We start from the raw sequence: 13,134 nt of genomic DNA, 5'->3' as shown, positions 1-13,134 counted from the left end.
AATAAAAAGAGATGTTATAGTATAACGATTGTCTCGACGATGGTTTTTCTGCACTTGCCTTTTTTCAGTCATATCGAGCAGGGACGCTCCTTTATTTGCGGTATTTGTCATGCACAGACGTCAGCTCCTTAACTTGCTCCTGGCCAGTCCTCTGTTCGCATTGCCCTTTGCTGCCCATGCCACGCAGATCAGAAACGCACGGTTGTGGCGCTCGGATGACAAGCTGCGGCTGGTGTTCGACCTCAGTGGGCCTGTGCAATACAAGACCTTTTCCCTGACCGCACCGGAGCGCCTGATCATCGATTTGAGCGGTGCGGGGCTCAGCGGTGATTTCTCGCAACTGGTGTTGAAGAACAGCGGGATCACGTCGATCCGCTCGGGGCATTTCGGCAAGAGCGACACGCGCATCGTGCTGGACCTGGCCGCGCCGATGCAGCTCAACAGCTTTCTATTGCCGCCACAGGATGGGCAGGGCCATCGCCTGGTACTTGACCTGACCAGCGCCACCCAGGCCCCACGCCAAATCGCAGCTGAGCCCAAGCCCTTGGTAGATAAGGCGCATCCCAAGCGCGACATCATCGTAGTGGTCGACCCTGGCCATGGCGGCAAAGACCCGGGCGCCGTCGGCTCCAAGGGCCAGCGCGAAAAAGACGTGGTGCTGTCCATCGCCCAGCTATTGGCCAAACGTTTGAAGCGCGAGAAGGGCTTTGACGTGAAGCTGGTGCGCAATGACGATTTCTTTGTGCCGCTGCGCAAGCGTGTGGACATCGCCCGCCAACACAAGGCCGACATGTTTATCTCGGTGCATGCGGATGCCGCGCCACGGCTCACCGCTTCGGGCGCCTCGGTGTATGCGTTGTCGGAAGGGGGCGCGACCTCCGCCACGGCACGCTTCATGGCCCAGCGTGAAAACGGTGCCGACCTGCTGGGGGCGACCACGCTGCTCAATCTCAAGGACAAGGACCCGATGCTGGCCGGGGTGATTCTCGACATGTCGATGAACGCGACCATCGCTTCCAGCCTGCAACTGGGTAGCTCGATCCTCGGCAGCCTGGAAGGCATCACCACCTTGCATCAGAAGCGTGTCGAGCAGGCCGGGTTCGCGGTGCTCAAATCACCGGATGTGCCGTCGATCCTGGTGGAGACCGGGTTTATCTCGAACACACGCGACGCTGCGCGTCTGGTCACGGCGCGTCATCAACAGGCCGTTGCGGATGGATTGTTCGAAGGGCTGAAAAAATACTTCCAGAAGAACCCGCCGATGAACAGCTACATGGCGTGGGTAAAGGAACAGCAGAACGGCCAGGTCTAACAACCGGTAATACGGCTGCACGTGAACTTGGCGCTGGCGCCACCGGAACTGGAAAACCGGTTGATCGTGGTCCAGCCCACCCGCCGCGTGTAGCCCACCCACGCCTCACCATCCGATGCCAGCCCGGTAAAGAACGTCAGCTGCCCATAGCGGCTGTTGGTCTGTGCCCAATAGCGTTTGCCGATGACTTCGAAGCCGCGCAAATACGTGGTGTTGCCGACCGTTGCCACGCTGTAGGCATTGCCCAGCGGATCCACGCAGGCCAGCAGGTTGGCGCTGCGCGTGCAATTGGCCAGCAGGCTTGGCACTTGAGCGCAGGCAGGACCTGCCACTGCCAATAACAGGGCGCACAGCAGATATCTCATAAGGTTTCTCGGGGTAGACAGGGGTGAAGCATTGCGCCCTTCGTCGTGCCGGGCAAGAGGGGATTGGCTTATTTGTATTGTTATACTATAACATAAAAACACAGCCCGACCCGTGACCCGATCCCCATGACCGAACAAGACCTGCTGGCGTTGCCGCCCGCCGACTATATGAATGAAGCCCAGCAAGGCTTCTTCCGCGCACTGCTGCTGACCCAGCGCAACGAGCTGCAAGCCCGTATCGACGCCGAATTCCTGGTGCTGCGCGAGCAAGAGACCAACAGCGACCCGGCGGACGTCGGCAGCGCCGAAGAACAACGCCAATGGCAACTGCGCCTGCTGGAGCGGGAAAAGAAGCTGTTGGACAAGATCGACGACGCCCTCGAACTGCTGGCCCGCGGCGAATACGGCTGGTGTCGCGAAACCGGCGAGCCGATTGGCCTGCAACGCTTGCTGCTGCGTCCCACCGCCACCCTGTGTATCGAAGCCAAAGAACGCCAAGAGCTGCGCGAACGCCATAAACGGGCGGTTTGACCGGCCAACCTGATGAGGACTACCTGATGCCCAATCGTCTCCCCGTTACTGTGTTGTCCGGCTTTCTCGGCGCCGGTAAAAGCACGCTGCTCAACTACGTCTTGCGTAACCGCGAAAACCTGCGTGTGGCGGTGATCGTCAACGACATGAGCGAAATCAATATTGATGGCAGCGAGGTCCAGCGCGACGTCACCCTCAACCGTTCCGAAGAAAAGCTGGTGGAGATGAGCAACGGTTGCATCTGCTGCACCTTGCGTGAAGACCTGCTGGAAGAAGTAGGAAAACTCGCCAAGGAAGGTCGCTTCGATTACCTGCTGATCGAATCCACCGGCATTTCTGAACCGTTGCCGGTTGCAGAAACCTTCACGTTTCGCGATGAAAACGAACAAAGCCTGGCCGACATCGCACGCCTGGACACCATGGTCACCGTGGTCGACGGCATGAACTTCCTGCTCGACTACCAGGCCGCCGAAAGCCTGGCCTCACGTGGCGAAACCCTCGGCGAAGAAGACGAACGCTCGATCACCGACCTGCTGATCGAGCAGATCGAATTCGCCGACGTCATCCTGATCAGCAAGATCGACCTGATCAGCAGCCGCGAACGCGAAGAATTGATGGCGATCCTTGAGCGTCTCAACGCCCAGGCCGAAATTATCCCGATGGTCATGGGCGAAGTGCCGTTGCACAAGATCCTCAACACCGGCCGCTTCGACTTCGAACGCGCCGCCCAGGCGCCGGGCTGGTTGCAGGAACTGCGCGGTGAACATGCGCCGGAAACCGAGGAGTACGGCATCGCCTCCACCGCTTACCGCGCGCGCCGGCCGTTCCATCCGCAGCGCTTTTTCGACTTTATCGACCGGCCCTGGGTCAACGGCAAACTGCTGCGCTCCAAGGGTTTTTTCTGGCTGGCCAGCAAGCATCAGGACGCGGGCAGTTGGTCCCAGGCCGGCGGTTTGATGCGTCATGGTTTTGCCGGGCGCTGGTGGCGGTTTGTGCCGAAAAGCCAGTGGCCCCAGGACGAAGAAAACGTTGCGGCCATCATGGGCAATTGGCAACTGAGCACCGGTGATTGCCGCCAGGAACTGGTGTTTATTGGCCAGAACATCGACTTCACCCGCATGCGTGCCGAACTGGATGCGTGCCTGCTCAACGATGAAGAAATGGCCCTGGGCGTCGAAGGTTGGCGCTTGCTGGCTGATCCCTTTGGCCCCTGGTATGAGGAGGCAGCTGCCTGATGCTGGCCCCGGTGATTCCCCTGCGCCCCGTGATTCGCCAGACGTTTGGTGAAACCCCGCTGGTGCTGTCCGAGATTTTGGAAGACGGCGTAAACCTGGCGCTATGGCAGCGTCAGTTGCCTTTGCACATTGCCGAGTTCGGCGCCTTGTTGGTGGCGCTCAACGAGCCACTGGCGGACGCCATGGTCATCGAGCTCAATAATGAAGACGCAGCGCCGAACTTGCAGGGTTTGGCGTCCAGTTGCAGGGATCTTGAAGGCTATGAAGGGTTTATCGCCGATGTGGCGTGGCTGGTCAGTGCGTTCGCCTGCCTGCTGGGCGCCAAGCGCATCGGCGTGCGCCTGCGGTTGTTGGATAAGGCCATGTGCCCGCGTTTTCACGTCGATCACGTGCCGGTGCGGTTGATCACCACCTATGCCGGTGTGGGTAGCCAGTGGCTGCGTGAGGGCGTGATGGACCGGCGCCAATTGAGCCAGCCGGACGCCGAACCCAGCGAGCGCATCGAGCAAATCCAATGCGGTGAAGTGGCACTGCTCAAAGGGACGAAATGGCACGGTAACGAAGGCTACGGCCTGATCCACCGCTCGCCGGCGCTCAAGGCCGATGAGCGGCGCTTGATCCTGACACTGGATTGGCTCGCATAACCGCGTAGGATCGACCGTTCTACACGGTCTGAATGATGCCCCTCATGTTGCAGAACATTCCCACCCACGTGATTGCCGGGCCCTTGGGCGCCGGCAAGACCAGCCTGATCAAGCACCTGCTCGTCCAACGCCCGGCCAATGAGCGCTGGGCGGTGCTGATCAATGAGTTCGGCCAGATCGGTCTGGACGCTGCACTGTTAACCATGGATGACGACGGTATCGCCCTGGGCGAAGTCGCCGGTGGCTGCTTGTGCTGTGTGAATGGCGCGCCGTTCCAGGTAGGTTTGGGCCGTTTATTGCGTAAGGCCAAACCGGATCGATTGTTTATTGAACCCTCGGGATTGGGCCACCCCGCGCAATTGATCCAGCAACTGAAAGAGGCACCGTGGCAAAGCGTGCTGGCGGTCCAGCCCTGTGTGATGGTGCTGGATGCCCAGGCCCTGGCGGCGGGCAAGCCGTTGGCCCAAGCACAGCAGGAGGCGCTGGCCAGTGCCGGGCTATTGGTCTTGAACAAGGATGAGACGCTCGATGCCGCGCAACGGCTGGGTGTCGAGCGGCAGCTCCCCGATTGCCCGCGCTATTGGACGCGTCAGGCGCAATTGCCGTTGGAACAGCTCCCCGGTTTGAGCGCACAGGCTGGCGGTGCTGTGGATAACGTCGAACTGCCCAAAGGCCTCGCGCAAATGCCGGCCGTTTGGAGCGATCCCACGCTGCCCATTTGCTTGAGTCAGGCGCAAGACGGCGGCTGGAGTATTGGCTGGCGATGGCACCCGAGCCAGCAATTTGATCTCCCGCGTTTGCATGGCTGGCTCACAGGCCTTGAATGGCGTCGCGCCAAACTGGTTATCCACAGCGCCGAAGGCTGGGTTTCTGCCAACGCTGTGGATAACAGCCCGCTGGCCTGGCAACCCAGTGAGTGGCGCCGCGATTCGCGTATCGAATTGATCTTCAGTGCGCCACAGGACGTGGCCGCGTTGCAGGCCGCACTGGCGGTTTGTCGTCAGTGACGCGTCTTGCTGGCGTGGTCCTGGCGCCACTGGCTTAGCTCGATCACCTCTGCGCTGGGCAGCGGCGTCTTGATCTCGAACGGGTAGGGCGCCAGCTCGATCTGCGCGCTGTGGGCGCCGAATTGGGTAATGGTGCCCGGATGGCGCGCCTCGCCGGTCACGGTGAACTCGAAGTTGTAGATGCGCGCCAGGCGTCGCCGACCATTGGCATCCTTCACAAAACCAATGCGCTTGAGCGCCACCGCACCGTCCAGCAACTCGATGTCGAGCTTGGCGCAATGCTGCTTGACCCGCTCCAGCGCGCGCTCACGCAGGCCGTGGTTGTGCCACACCCAGGCGGCACCGGTCGCCAGCAGCATCAACACGAAGATATTTCCCAGGGTCAGCATGCGAAAAACTCCAACTAAGTGAGCGCAGCTTAACTGCGTCTCCGGTCTGTCGTACAGGCTGCGTTTAGTCGCATACTGCGCGGCCAGAATTTCAATGGCTTTACGGAAATCCCCTGCATGAAACGCACACCTCATCTGCTTGCGATCCAGTCTCATGTGGTCTTTGGCCACGCCGGAAACAGCGCCGCCGTATTCCCTATGCAGCGCGTCGGGGTGAACGTATGGCCGCTGAACACGGTGCAGTTCTCCAACCACACCCAGTATGGCCAGTGGGCCGGAGAAGTGTTGGCGCCGCAGCAAATTCCCGCGTTAGTGGAAGGGATTGCTGTTATCGGTGAGCTAGGCAATTGCGATGCGGTGCTGTCCGGTTACCTGGGCAGTGCCGATCAGGGGCGCGCGATTCTTACCGGTGTGGCCCGCATCAAGGCCATCAACCCCAAAGCGTTGTACCTGTGCGACCCGGTGATGGGCCACCCGGAAAAGGGCTGCATCGTGCCCCAGGAGGTCAGTGATTTCCTGCTGGATGAAGCCGTCGCCATGGCCGACTTCCTGTGCCCCAACCAACTGGAACTGGACAGCTTTGCCGGACGCAAGCCGCAGTCGTTGTTCGATTGCCTGGCGATGGCCAAGGCGTTGCTGGCACGCGGGCCGAAGGCGGTGCTGGTCAAGCACTTGGATTACCCGGGTAAATTGCCGGATGGTTTTGAGATGTTGCTGGTGACCGCTGATGGCAGTTGGCACCTGCGGCGGCCGTTGCTGGCGTTTCCGCGTCAGCCGGTGGGTGTGGGTGACCTGACATCCGGGCTGTTTCTGGCGCGGGTGTTGTTGGGTGATAGCCTGGTGGCGGCTTTCGAGTTCACCGCTGCGGCAGTGCATGAGGTGCTGCTGGAGACTCAGGCGTGTGCGAGTTACGAGCTGGAACTGGTGCGGGCCCAGGACCGTATCGCCCATCCGCGTGTGCGCTTCGAAGCCACCCCTATAGATCTATAAATACACAAAACCCAATGTGGGAGGGGGCTTGCCCCCGATAGCGGTGTATCAGTCACACATTTGTCGACTGACACACTGCAATCGGGGACAAGCCCCCTCCCACATTTGAGCCGAGTGTGCTGCTATCAGCCCTTGATTTCCTGATACCGCTTCTCCAGCTCCTGGCGAATCTGCCGGCGTTGCTGGGCCTGCTTGAAGCGGCGCTTGTCTTCGCTGTTATGCGGCTGCAATGGCGGCACGGCGGCGGGTTTGCGCTGGTCGTCCACGGCCACCATGGTAAAGAAGCAGCTGTTGGTGTGACGCACCGAACGCTCGCGGATGTTCTCGGTCACCACCTTGATGCCCACCTCCATCGAGGTGTTGCCGGTGTAGTTGACCGAAGCGAGGAAGGTCACCAACTCGCCCACGTGGATCGGCTCGCGAAAAATTACCTGGTCCACCGACAACGTGACGACATAGCGCCCGGCATAACGGCTCGCGCAGGCGTAGGCCACTTCGTCGAGGTACTTGAGCAGGGTGCCGCCGTGGACATTGCCAGAGAAGTTGGCCATATCAGGGGTCATCAGCACTGTCATCGACAGCTGGGCGTTTCCGGGTTCCATAGCACACTCACGGGTTGTAGGCATTGGTTGGGGGGCACCTCTGCGGGTGCTGGAATCGTTGCATCGCCATCCATTACGGGACGCCAGCGGGCGGCTTGCCGTCACGCCTGCACCGATCTGTTTCCATATATTGCACCGGCTTTCTGCCGGAAGTCGCAGTGTTAACCTGCAAAAGCCCATCCCAGGGCATTTCTTACGATTAATGCAGACTTTTCCTTCCGCACTTTGCGCCTGACCAAAGGCGCGTGCAGAAGTGGGAAAAGCGCCAGTACCCTCAAGGAGCCCCTCGCCATGCACGCCATCAGCTTTATCCAGGACTTGGCCGTGATCATGCTGGTGGCAGGGGTGGTCACCATCCTGTTTCATCGCCTCAAGCAGCCGGTGGTGCTGGGTTACATCGTCGCCGGCTTCATTATTGGCCCTCACACTCCACCGTTCGGCCTGATCCACGACGAAGACACCATCAAGACCCTTGCCGAGCTTGGGGTGATCTTCCTGATGTTCTGCCTGGGCCTGGAGTTCAGCCTGCGCAAGCTGTTCAAGGTCGGCGCCACGGCGTTTATCGCGGCCTTCCTGGAAATCATCCTGATGATCTGGATCGGCTACGAGATCGGCCAGTGGTTCGACTGGAACACCATGGATTCGCTGTTCCTCGGCGCGATTCTGGCGATCTCCTCCACCACCATCATCGTCAAGGCCCTTAACGACTTGAAGATGAAGAACCAGCGCTTTGCTCAGCTGATTTTCGGGGTGCTGATTGTCGAAGATATCCTCGGTATCGGCATTATTGCCTTGCTGTCGAGCATCGCCGTCAGTGGCACGGTCAGCTCCGGCGAAGTGTTCTCTACGGTCGGTAAGCTCTCGTTGTTCATGATCGTTGCGTTGGTGATCGGCATTTTGCTGGTGCCGCGTCTGCTGGCTTATGTCGCCAAGTTCGAAAGCAACGAGATGTTGCTGATCACCGTCTTGGGCCTGTGTTTCGGTTTCTGCCTGTTGGTGGTCAAGCTGGAATACAGCATGGTGCTGGGCGCGTTCCTGATCGGCGCGATCATGGCCGAATCGCGCCAATTGATTAAGATCGAGCGCCTGATCGAACCCGTTCGCGACATGTTCAGCGCGATTTTCTTTGTAGCCATCGGTTTGATGATCGACCCGCAGATCCTGCTGCAATACGCCTGGCCGATTGCGGTGATCACCGTGGCGGTGGTGCTGGGCAAGATGTTGTCCTGCGGCCTGGGCGCCTTTATTGCCGGCAACGATGGTCGTACCTCACTGCGCGTAGGCATGGGGCTGTCACAAATTGGTGAGTTTTCCTTCATCATCGCGGCGCTGGGGATGACCTTGCAGGTCACCAGCGACTTTCTGTATCCGGTGGCGGTAGCCGTTTCAGCCATTACCACGTTGCTGACGCCCTATCTGATTCGCGGCGCCGACCCCTTGTCATTGAAGATCGCAGCGGTGATGCCCAAGCGAATGAGCCGGGTATTCGGCATGTATGGCGAATGGCTGCGCAGCATCCAGCCTCAGGGTGAGGGCGCGATGTTGGCGTCGATGATCCGCAAGATCATCCTGCAAGTGGGGGTGAACCTGGCGCTGGTGGTGGCGATTTTCTTTGCCGGCAGCTTTTTTGCGGCGCGTATTGGCAGCTATCTGGAGGGTTGGATCAGCGATCCAAGTTGGCAGAAGGCATTGATATGGGGAGGGGCGTTGCTGCTGTCGCTGCCATTCTTGATTGCGGCGTATCGCAAGCTCAAGGCGTTGTCGATGCTGCTGGCGGAGATGAGCGTGAAGCCGGAGATGGCCGGGCGGCATACCCAGCGTGTGCGGCGCGTTATCGCGGAACTGATCCCGATCCTGTCGCTGCTGGTGATCTTTCTGCTATTGGCAGCCTTGTCGGCCAGTATTTTGCCGACCAACAAGTTGCTGGTGTTGATCGCCGTGGTCACGGCGGCGGTGGCGGCCGTGCTCTGGCGTTGGTTCATCCGCGTGCATACGCGGATGCAGGTCGCCTTGCTGGAGACGCTGGATAACCATAAGGATACGGCGGAGCACTGAGTGGTTTTGAGGGGGCTGCTTCGCAGCCCAGCGGGAGCAAGCTCCCTCGCCACAAGAGCGCGCTCGCCCACGGTATCTGGGCTTAGCTTTCCAGCCAGACGTCCCGCGCCCAGTGCCACACCGATTCCCAGGTTTCTTCGGTAACGATTTCTTCTTCGCCAGACCACAGCACCACGGTGCCGTCTTCTTCGACGCAGTAGTAGTCGTCGCCGTCCTGGCAGATCGGGATCAGGCTACGGTCGACACCGGCGTCCCAGGCGTTGGCGGCAACGTCCGGCAGGTAGGTGTGGGATTGCGGGTCGGTGACGGTCACCGGCTCCAGGCTGCCGTAGACCACGTCGCTGACGGTCAGCAAAAATTCACGGAAGACGAACGGGATGTCGATGAACAGTTGTTCCTCGATTTCCACCAGCAGGTCTTCGTCAGGCAGTTCCAGAGGAACCGGGACCGGTTCGTTGGCTTCACGCAATTGTTCGATGATTTCTTCCACGGCCGGGATCCTCTTGCTAGATGGCGCGGTTTATAGGGGCGTTTTATACAGTAGCTCGCTATAAGTGCAACCGTGAAATAGAAAACCCCGGAACATGTCCGGGGTTTTGGCTATTGCTTGTTCACTCGTGCGGGTTTCAGCCGTTCTGGCGGATACCGGCCACCAGCCAAGGCTGGTTTTCACCCGGGGCGCGCTCCATGTTCCAGCTTTCGCTGAACACTTCGCCCTGGTCGAAGCGCGAGGTCTTCGACACACCGCTGAAGGTCAGGGTGGCGATGGTCTTGTCGGCGCGATCATCCACACCTTCCAGTTGTACGCGCAGGTCGTCGATGTAGGTCGACTGGAAGCCGTCGCCCAGGTCGGCACGTTCGCGCTTGAGGAACTCCAGCAGTTGTGGGGTCACGAACTCGGAGATCTTGTCCATTTCGTTGGCGTCCCAGTGCTGTTGCAGGGACTGGAAGTGGTTGCGGGCTGCTTCGACGAAACGTTCTTCGTTGAACCACGCCGGTGCATTGATCACCGGACGGGCCGCCGCAGGGGCTGCGGAACCACCGAAGATCGAGCCCATGGCAGGCTTTTGCTCGAACACTTCACGCTGCATCGGCGCGCCGGCTGGAGCCAGGTGCTCCTGCTGCTTGCGGCGACGGGCGGCGATAAAGCGGAAGATCACAAAGGCGATGACCGCCATGATCAGGATGTCGAAGATCTGCATGCCCTGGAAGCCGCCGCCCATGAACATGGAAGCGAGCAGACCACCGGCCGCGATACCGGCCAGAGGGCCCAGCCAGCGCGAAGCACCGCCGGCCTTGGCCGCAGCGCCAGCAGCACCGGCTGCGCCTGCGGTAGCGGCTGCACCGCCCATGCCGCCAGCGGATGGAGCCATTTGGCTGGTCTGGTGAGTCGGTGCCGAGCCCATGCTTTTGCCGCCACCGAAGCGCTTGGCGTTGGCGTCGATGCTCATCGTCAGGCCGATGCACAACGCCATGGCGATGCTAAGAAAACGTTTCATAAAGGGAATTCCCATTTGTGGATTGCACGCGCGCCATGTTGCACAGGTGTCGTGGCAGTGGCTAGCGACATAATGTTTCGGGCTTTTGCGTAAGACCGATTCAGAATGGTCTGTAGGACTTATTACAGATATTGGCCCGCACTCGTTAAAAACAAGGGCACGCTTGTGGTGGCGAGGGAGCTTGCTCCCGCTGGGCTGCGCAGCGGCCCCCAAAAAAACGGGCGCGCTACGCACGCCAGCGGGAGCAAGCTCCCTTGCCACAGAGATGTTTCAGATAGCTTCTAGCTTCGCGTAGCCCATCATCAACCACTTGCTGCCCTCGGCGAAGTTCACCTGCACCCGCGCCTGGGCGCCGGCACCTTCGAAGTTGAGGATCACGCCTTCGCCGAATACGGCGTGCTTGACCTGCTGGCCAAGGCTGAACTGGGTTTCCGGAATTTCGGAACCGGCAAACAGGCTGCTGGCGCTCTGCTGCTGGCCACCGCCGAACGGGCGGCTGACACTGTTGGACAAGCGCACTTCCTGAATCAGCCCCTTCGGCACTTCACGTACGAAACGCGACACCTTGTTGTAGGTCTCGCTGCCGTACAGGCGTCGGGTCTCGGCGTAGGTCATCACCAGGTTCTGCATGGCGCGGGTGATGCCTACATAAGCCAGGCGGCGTTCCTCTTCAAGGCGGCCGGGTTCTTCCAGGCTCATCTTGTGGGGGAACAGGCCTTCTTCCATGCCCACCAGGAATACATGTGGAAACTCCAGGCCCTTGGCGCTGTGTAGCGTCATCAGCTGGATGCTGTCTTCATGCTCGTCGGCCTGGGTATCCCCGGCTTCCAGCGACGCATGGCCCAGGAACGCGGCCAGCGGCGTGAGGTCTTCTTCGCTCTCGGTGTTTTCGAAGGCGCGGGCGGCGCTGACCAGTTCCTCAAGGTTTTCTACCCGGGCCTGGCCTTTTTCGCCTTTTTCCGCTTCGTGGTAGGCAATCAGGCCGGACTGTTCGATCACCGTCTGGGTCATCAAGTGCAAAGGCATTTCCGCACACTTGGCGGCCAGATTCTCGATCAGTTCGACAAACACCCCCAGCGCACCAGCCGCGCGACCGGTCAGGCCTTTATTGGCAATGAGCAAGCGCATGGCTTCCCACATCGACACATCGGCGTGGCGCGCATGATCCCGAATGGCTTCGACGGTTTTCTCACCGATGCCACGGGCCGGGATGTTGATCACCCGCTCCAGCGCTGCATCGTTGCCCCGGCCTTCCAGCAAACGCAGATAGGCCATGGCGTTCTTGATCTCCGCGCGCTCGAAGAAGCGCTGACCGCCATAGATGCGATACGGGATGCGTTCGCGCAGCAAGGCTTCTTCCAGCACCCGCGACTGGGCGTTGGAGCGATACAGAATGGCGATATCGCTGCGCGCCAGGCCGGTCTTCAGGGCGCTTTCGATGGTTTCCACCACGTAGCGCGCTTCATCGTGCTCGTTGAACGCCGCGTACAGGTTGATCGCTTCGCCTTCGCCGCCGTCGGTCCACAGCTCTTTGCCCAGGCGCCCGGTGTTGTTGGCGATCAAGGCGTTGGCGGCCTTGAGGATGCCCGCCGTGGAGCGGTAGTTCTGCTCCAGGCGGATGGTGACCGCGTCCGGGAAGTCTTCGGAATACTGGTAGATGTTCTCGATTTTCGCGCCACGCCAACCGTAGATCGACTGGTCGTCGTCGCCCACCACCATCAGGCTGTCGCCGCCCTTGGCCAACAGGCGCAACCAGGCGTACTGCACGGCGTTGGTGTCCTGGAATTCGTCTACCAGGATGTGCCGGAAACGTTTCTGGTAATGCGCCAGCAGGCCGGGGTTGTCGCGCCACAGGTCGAGGGCGCGCAGCAGCAATTCGGAGAAGTCGATGACGCCCGCGCGTGCGCAGGCGGCCTCGTAGGCTTCATAAATGCTGCGCATGGTGGCCAGGAACAAATCACCGCTGGCCTGGATGTGTTGTGGGCGCAGGCCTTCGTCTTTCTGGCCGTTGATAAACCACTGGGCCTGACGTGCCGGCCAGCGTTGTTCGTCGAGGCCCAGCTCGCGGATCACCCGCTTGACCAGGCGTTGCTGGTCATCGCTGTCGAGGATCTGGAAGGTCTGGGCCAGGCCCGCTTCCTGCCAGTGCGCCCGCAACAGGCGATGGGCCAGGCCGTGGAAGGTGCCCACCCACATGCCGGCTGGGCTGATGCCCATCAACTGCTCGATGCGGTGGCGCATCTCGGCAGCGGCCTTGTTGGTGAAAGTCACCGACAGGATCGAGTGCGGGGACGCGTTTTCGACCTGGATCAACCAGGCGATACGGTGCACCAGCACGCGGGTTTTACCGGAGCCAGCACCGGCCAGGACCAACTGACGGCCAACGGGGGCGGCTACGGCCTGGCGTTGGGCATCGTTGAGGGAGTTCAGCAAAAGAGAGAGATCATCGCGCATCGGCGCATTCTATGGCCCTCGGGGAAGTGGGGCAAACACCAATACCGGTTG

The 13,134-nt window shown here is 60.4% G+C and carries 13 protein-coding genes; 7 read left to right on the top strand and 6 right to left on the bottom strand.

The features are described from left to right. Window positions 1–109 precede the first annotated feature (109 nt). Window positions 110–1,312 carry an N-acetylmuramoyl-L-alanine amidase gene (locus DYL61_RS14615; protein WP_135308887.1) on the top strand — a complete coding sequence of 401 codons (1,203 nt, stop codon included), beginning with the start codon at window positions 110–112 and terminating at the stop codon, window positions 1,310–1,312. On the opposite strand, the gene DYL61_RS14610 is transcribed toward DYL61_RS14615, so the two are convergent. Beyond that, the gene (locus DYL61_RS14610) at window positions 1,309–1,677 is read right to left on the bottom strand and encodes a glutamine synthetase (protein WP_135308886.1); all 369 of its coding nucleotides are present in this window, start codon (window positions 1,675–1,677) and stop codon (window positions 1,309–1,311) included. The genes DYL61_RS14615 and DYL61_RS14610 overlap by 4 nt on opposite strands. Window positions 1,678–1,803: 126 nt before the next feature. On the opposite strand from DYL61_RS14610, the gene dksA reads away from it, so the two are divergent. From dksA to DYL61_RS14590, 4 genes are read left to right on the top strand one after another with little or no spacing between them, the layout of a single operon-like run. Then, window positions 1,804–2,208, top strand: a complete 405-nt coding sequence (dksA, locus tag DYL61_RS14605; RefSeq protein ID WP_135308885.1) for an RNA polymerase-binding protein DksA — start codon at window positions 1,804–1,806, stop codon at window positions 2,206–2,208. A gap of 26 nt (window positions 2,209–2,234) precedes the next feature. Continuing rightward, complete coding sequence (gene zigA / locus DYL61_RS14600) at window positions 2,235–3,443, top strand: zinc metallochaperone GTPase ZigA (protein ID WP_135308884.1); 1,209 nt, start codon at window positions 2,235–2,237, stop codon at window positions 3,441–3,443. Beyond that, window positions 3,443–4,087: a DUF1826 domain-containing protein gene (locus DYL61_RS14595; protein WP_135308883.1), complete on the top strand. Its 645-nt coding sequence runs from the start codon at window positions 3,443–3,445 to the stop codon at window positions 4,085–4,087. The genes zigA and DYL61_RS14595 overlap by 1 nt, the downstream gene beginning before the upstream one ends. Window positions 4,088–4,131: 44 nt before the next feature. Beyond that, window positions 4,132–5,094, top strand: coding sequence for a CobW family GTP-binding protein (locus DYL61_RS14590; protein ID WP_135308882.1), 963 nt, complete (start codon window positions 4,132–4,134; stop codon window positions 5,092–5,094). On the opposite strand, the gene DYL61_RS14585 is transcribed toward DYL61_RS14590, so the two are convergent. Continuing rightward, window positions 5,088–5,483: a DUF3301 domain-containing protein gene (locus DYL61_RS14585; protein ID WP_105695898.1), complete on the bottom strand. Its 396-nt coding sequence runs from the start codon at window positions 5,481–5,483 to the stop codon at window positions 5,088–5,090. The two genes, DYL61_RS14590 and DYL61_RS14585, sit on opposite strands and share 7 nt — an antisense overlap. A 117-nt stretch (window positions 5,484–5,600) precedes the next feature. Here DYL61_RS14585 and pdxY point away from each other — a divergent pair, with 117 nt between their 5' ends. Continuing rightward, on the top strand, window positions 5,601–6,473 hold the full coding sequence (gene pdxY / locus DYL61_RS14580) for a pyridoxal kinase PdxY (protein WP_135308881.1): 873 nt from the start codon (window positions 5,601–5,603) through the stop codon (window positions 6,471–6,473). A 125-nt stretch (window positions 6,474–6,598) separates the two neighbouring features. Here the strand turns inward: pdxY and DYL61_RS14575 are convergent, their stop codons facing one another. Continuing rightward, window positions 6,599–7,075 (bottom strand): acyl-CoA thioesterase, encoded by a 477-nt coding sequence (locus DYL61_RS14575; RefSeq protein WP_105695900.1) that lies wholly within the window; start codon window positions 7,073–7,075, stop codon window positions 6,599–6,601. A gap of 291 nt (window positions 7,076–7,366) precedes the next feature. Here DYL61_RS14575 and DYL61_RS14570 point away from each other — a divergent pair, with 291 nt between their 5' ends. Next, window positions 7,367–9,130, top strand: coding sequence for a cation:proton antiporter (locus tag DYL61_RS14570; RefSeq protein WP_105695901.1), 1,764 nt, complete (start codon window positions 7,367–7,369; stop codon window positions 9,128–9,130). Between the two features lie 82 nt (window positions 9,131–9,212). Here the strand turns inward: DYL61_RS14570 and DYL61_RS14565 are convergent, their stop codons facing one another. The 3 genes from DYL61_RS14565 to uvrD form a co-directional block, all read right to left on the bottom strand. After that, a complete protein-coding gene (locus DYL61_RS14565) occupies window positions 9,213–9,620 on the bottom strand; it encodes an SMI1/KNR4 family protein (protein ID WP_010207624.1) in 408 nt (135 codons plus the stop codon). 136 nt (window positions 9,621–9,756) lie between these two features. Then, on the bottom strand, window positions 9,757–10,629 hold the full coding sequence (locus DYL61_RS14560) for a Tim44 domain-containing protein (RefSeq protein ID WP_105695903.1): 873 nt from the start codon (window positions 10,627–10,629) through the stop codon (window positions 9,757–9,759). Between the two features lie 270 nt (window positions 10,630–10,899). Continuing rightward, entirely contained in the window at window positions 10,900–13,083 is a 2,184-nt protein-coding gene (gene uvrD / locus DYL61_RS14555; RefSeq protein ID WP_105695904.1) for a DNA helicase II, read from the bottom strand. Window positions 13,084–13,134 lie beyond the last annotated feature (51 nt).

The organism is Pseudomonas nabeulensis (assembly GCF_004682045.1).
GTDB lineage: Bacteria > Pseudomonadota > Gammaproteobacteria > Pseudomonadales > Pseudomonadaceae > Aquipseudomonas > Aquipseudomonas nabeulensis.
This window is presented reverse-complemented; position numbering and strand designations above follow the sequence as displayed.

What these genes read in the sequence shown, in the direction of transcription:
- DYL61_RS14595 (WP_135308883.1), top strand. Translation starts at nt 3,443, where the DNA reads ATGCTGGCCCCGGTGATTCCCCTGCGCCCCGTGATTCGCCAGACGTTT.
- DYL61_RS14560 (WP_105695903.1), bottom strand. Translation starts at nt 10,629, where the DNA reads ATGAAACGTTTTCTTAGCATCGCCATGGCGTTGTGCATCGGCCTGACG.
- dksA (WP_135308885.1), top strand. Translation starts at nt 1,804, where the DNA reads ATGACCGAACAAGACCTGCTGGCGTTGCCGCCCGCCGACTATATGAAT.
- DYL61_RS14585 (WP_105695898.1), bottom strand. Translation starts at nt 5,483, where the DNA reads ATGCTGACCCTGGGAAATATCTTCGTGTTGATGCTGCTGGCGACCGGT.
- DYL61_RS14610 (WP_135308886.1), bottom strand. Translation starts at nt 1,677, where the DNA reads ATGAGATATCTGCTGTGCGCCCTGTTATTGGCAGTGGCAGGTCCTGCC.
- DYL61_RS14590 (WP_135308882.1), top strand. Translation starts at nt 4,132, where the DNA reads ATGTTGCAGAACATTCCCACCCACGTGATTGCCGGGCCCTTGGGCGCC.
- DYL61_RS14615 (WP_135308887.1), top strand. Translation starts at nt 110, where the DNA reads ATGCACAGACGTCAGCTCCTTAACTTGCTCCTGGCCAGTCCTCTGTTC.
- DYL61_RS14570 (WP_105695901.1), top strand. Translation starts at nt 7,367, where the DNA reads ATGCACGCCATCAGCTTTATCCAGGACTTGGCCGTGATCATGCTGGTG.
- pdxY (WP_135308881.1), top strand. Translation starts at nt 5,601, where the DNA reads ATGAAACGCACACCTCATCTGCTTGCGATCCAGTCTCATGTGGTCTTT.
- zigA (WP_135308884.1), top strand. Translation starts at nt 2,235, where the DNA reads ATGCCCAATCGTCTCCCCGTTACTGTGTTGTCCGGCTTTCTCGGCGCC.
- uvrD (WP_105695904.1), bottom strand. Translation starts at nt 13,083, where the DNA reads ATGCGCGATGATCTCTCTCTTTTGCTGAACTCCCTCAACGATGCCCAA.
- DYL61_RS14575 (WP_105695900.1), bottom strand. Translation starts at nt 7,075, where the DNA reads ATGGAACCCGGAAACGCCCAGCTGTCGATGACAGTGCTGATGACCCCT.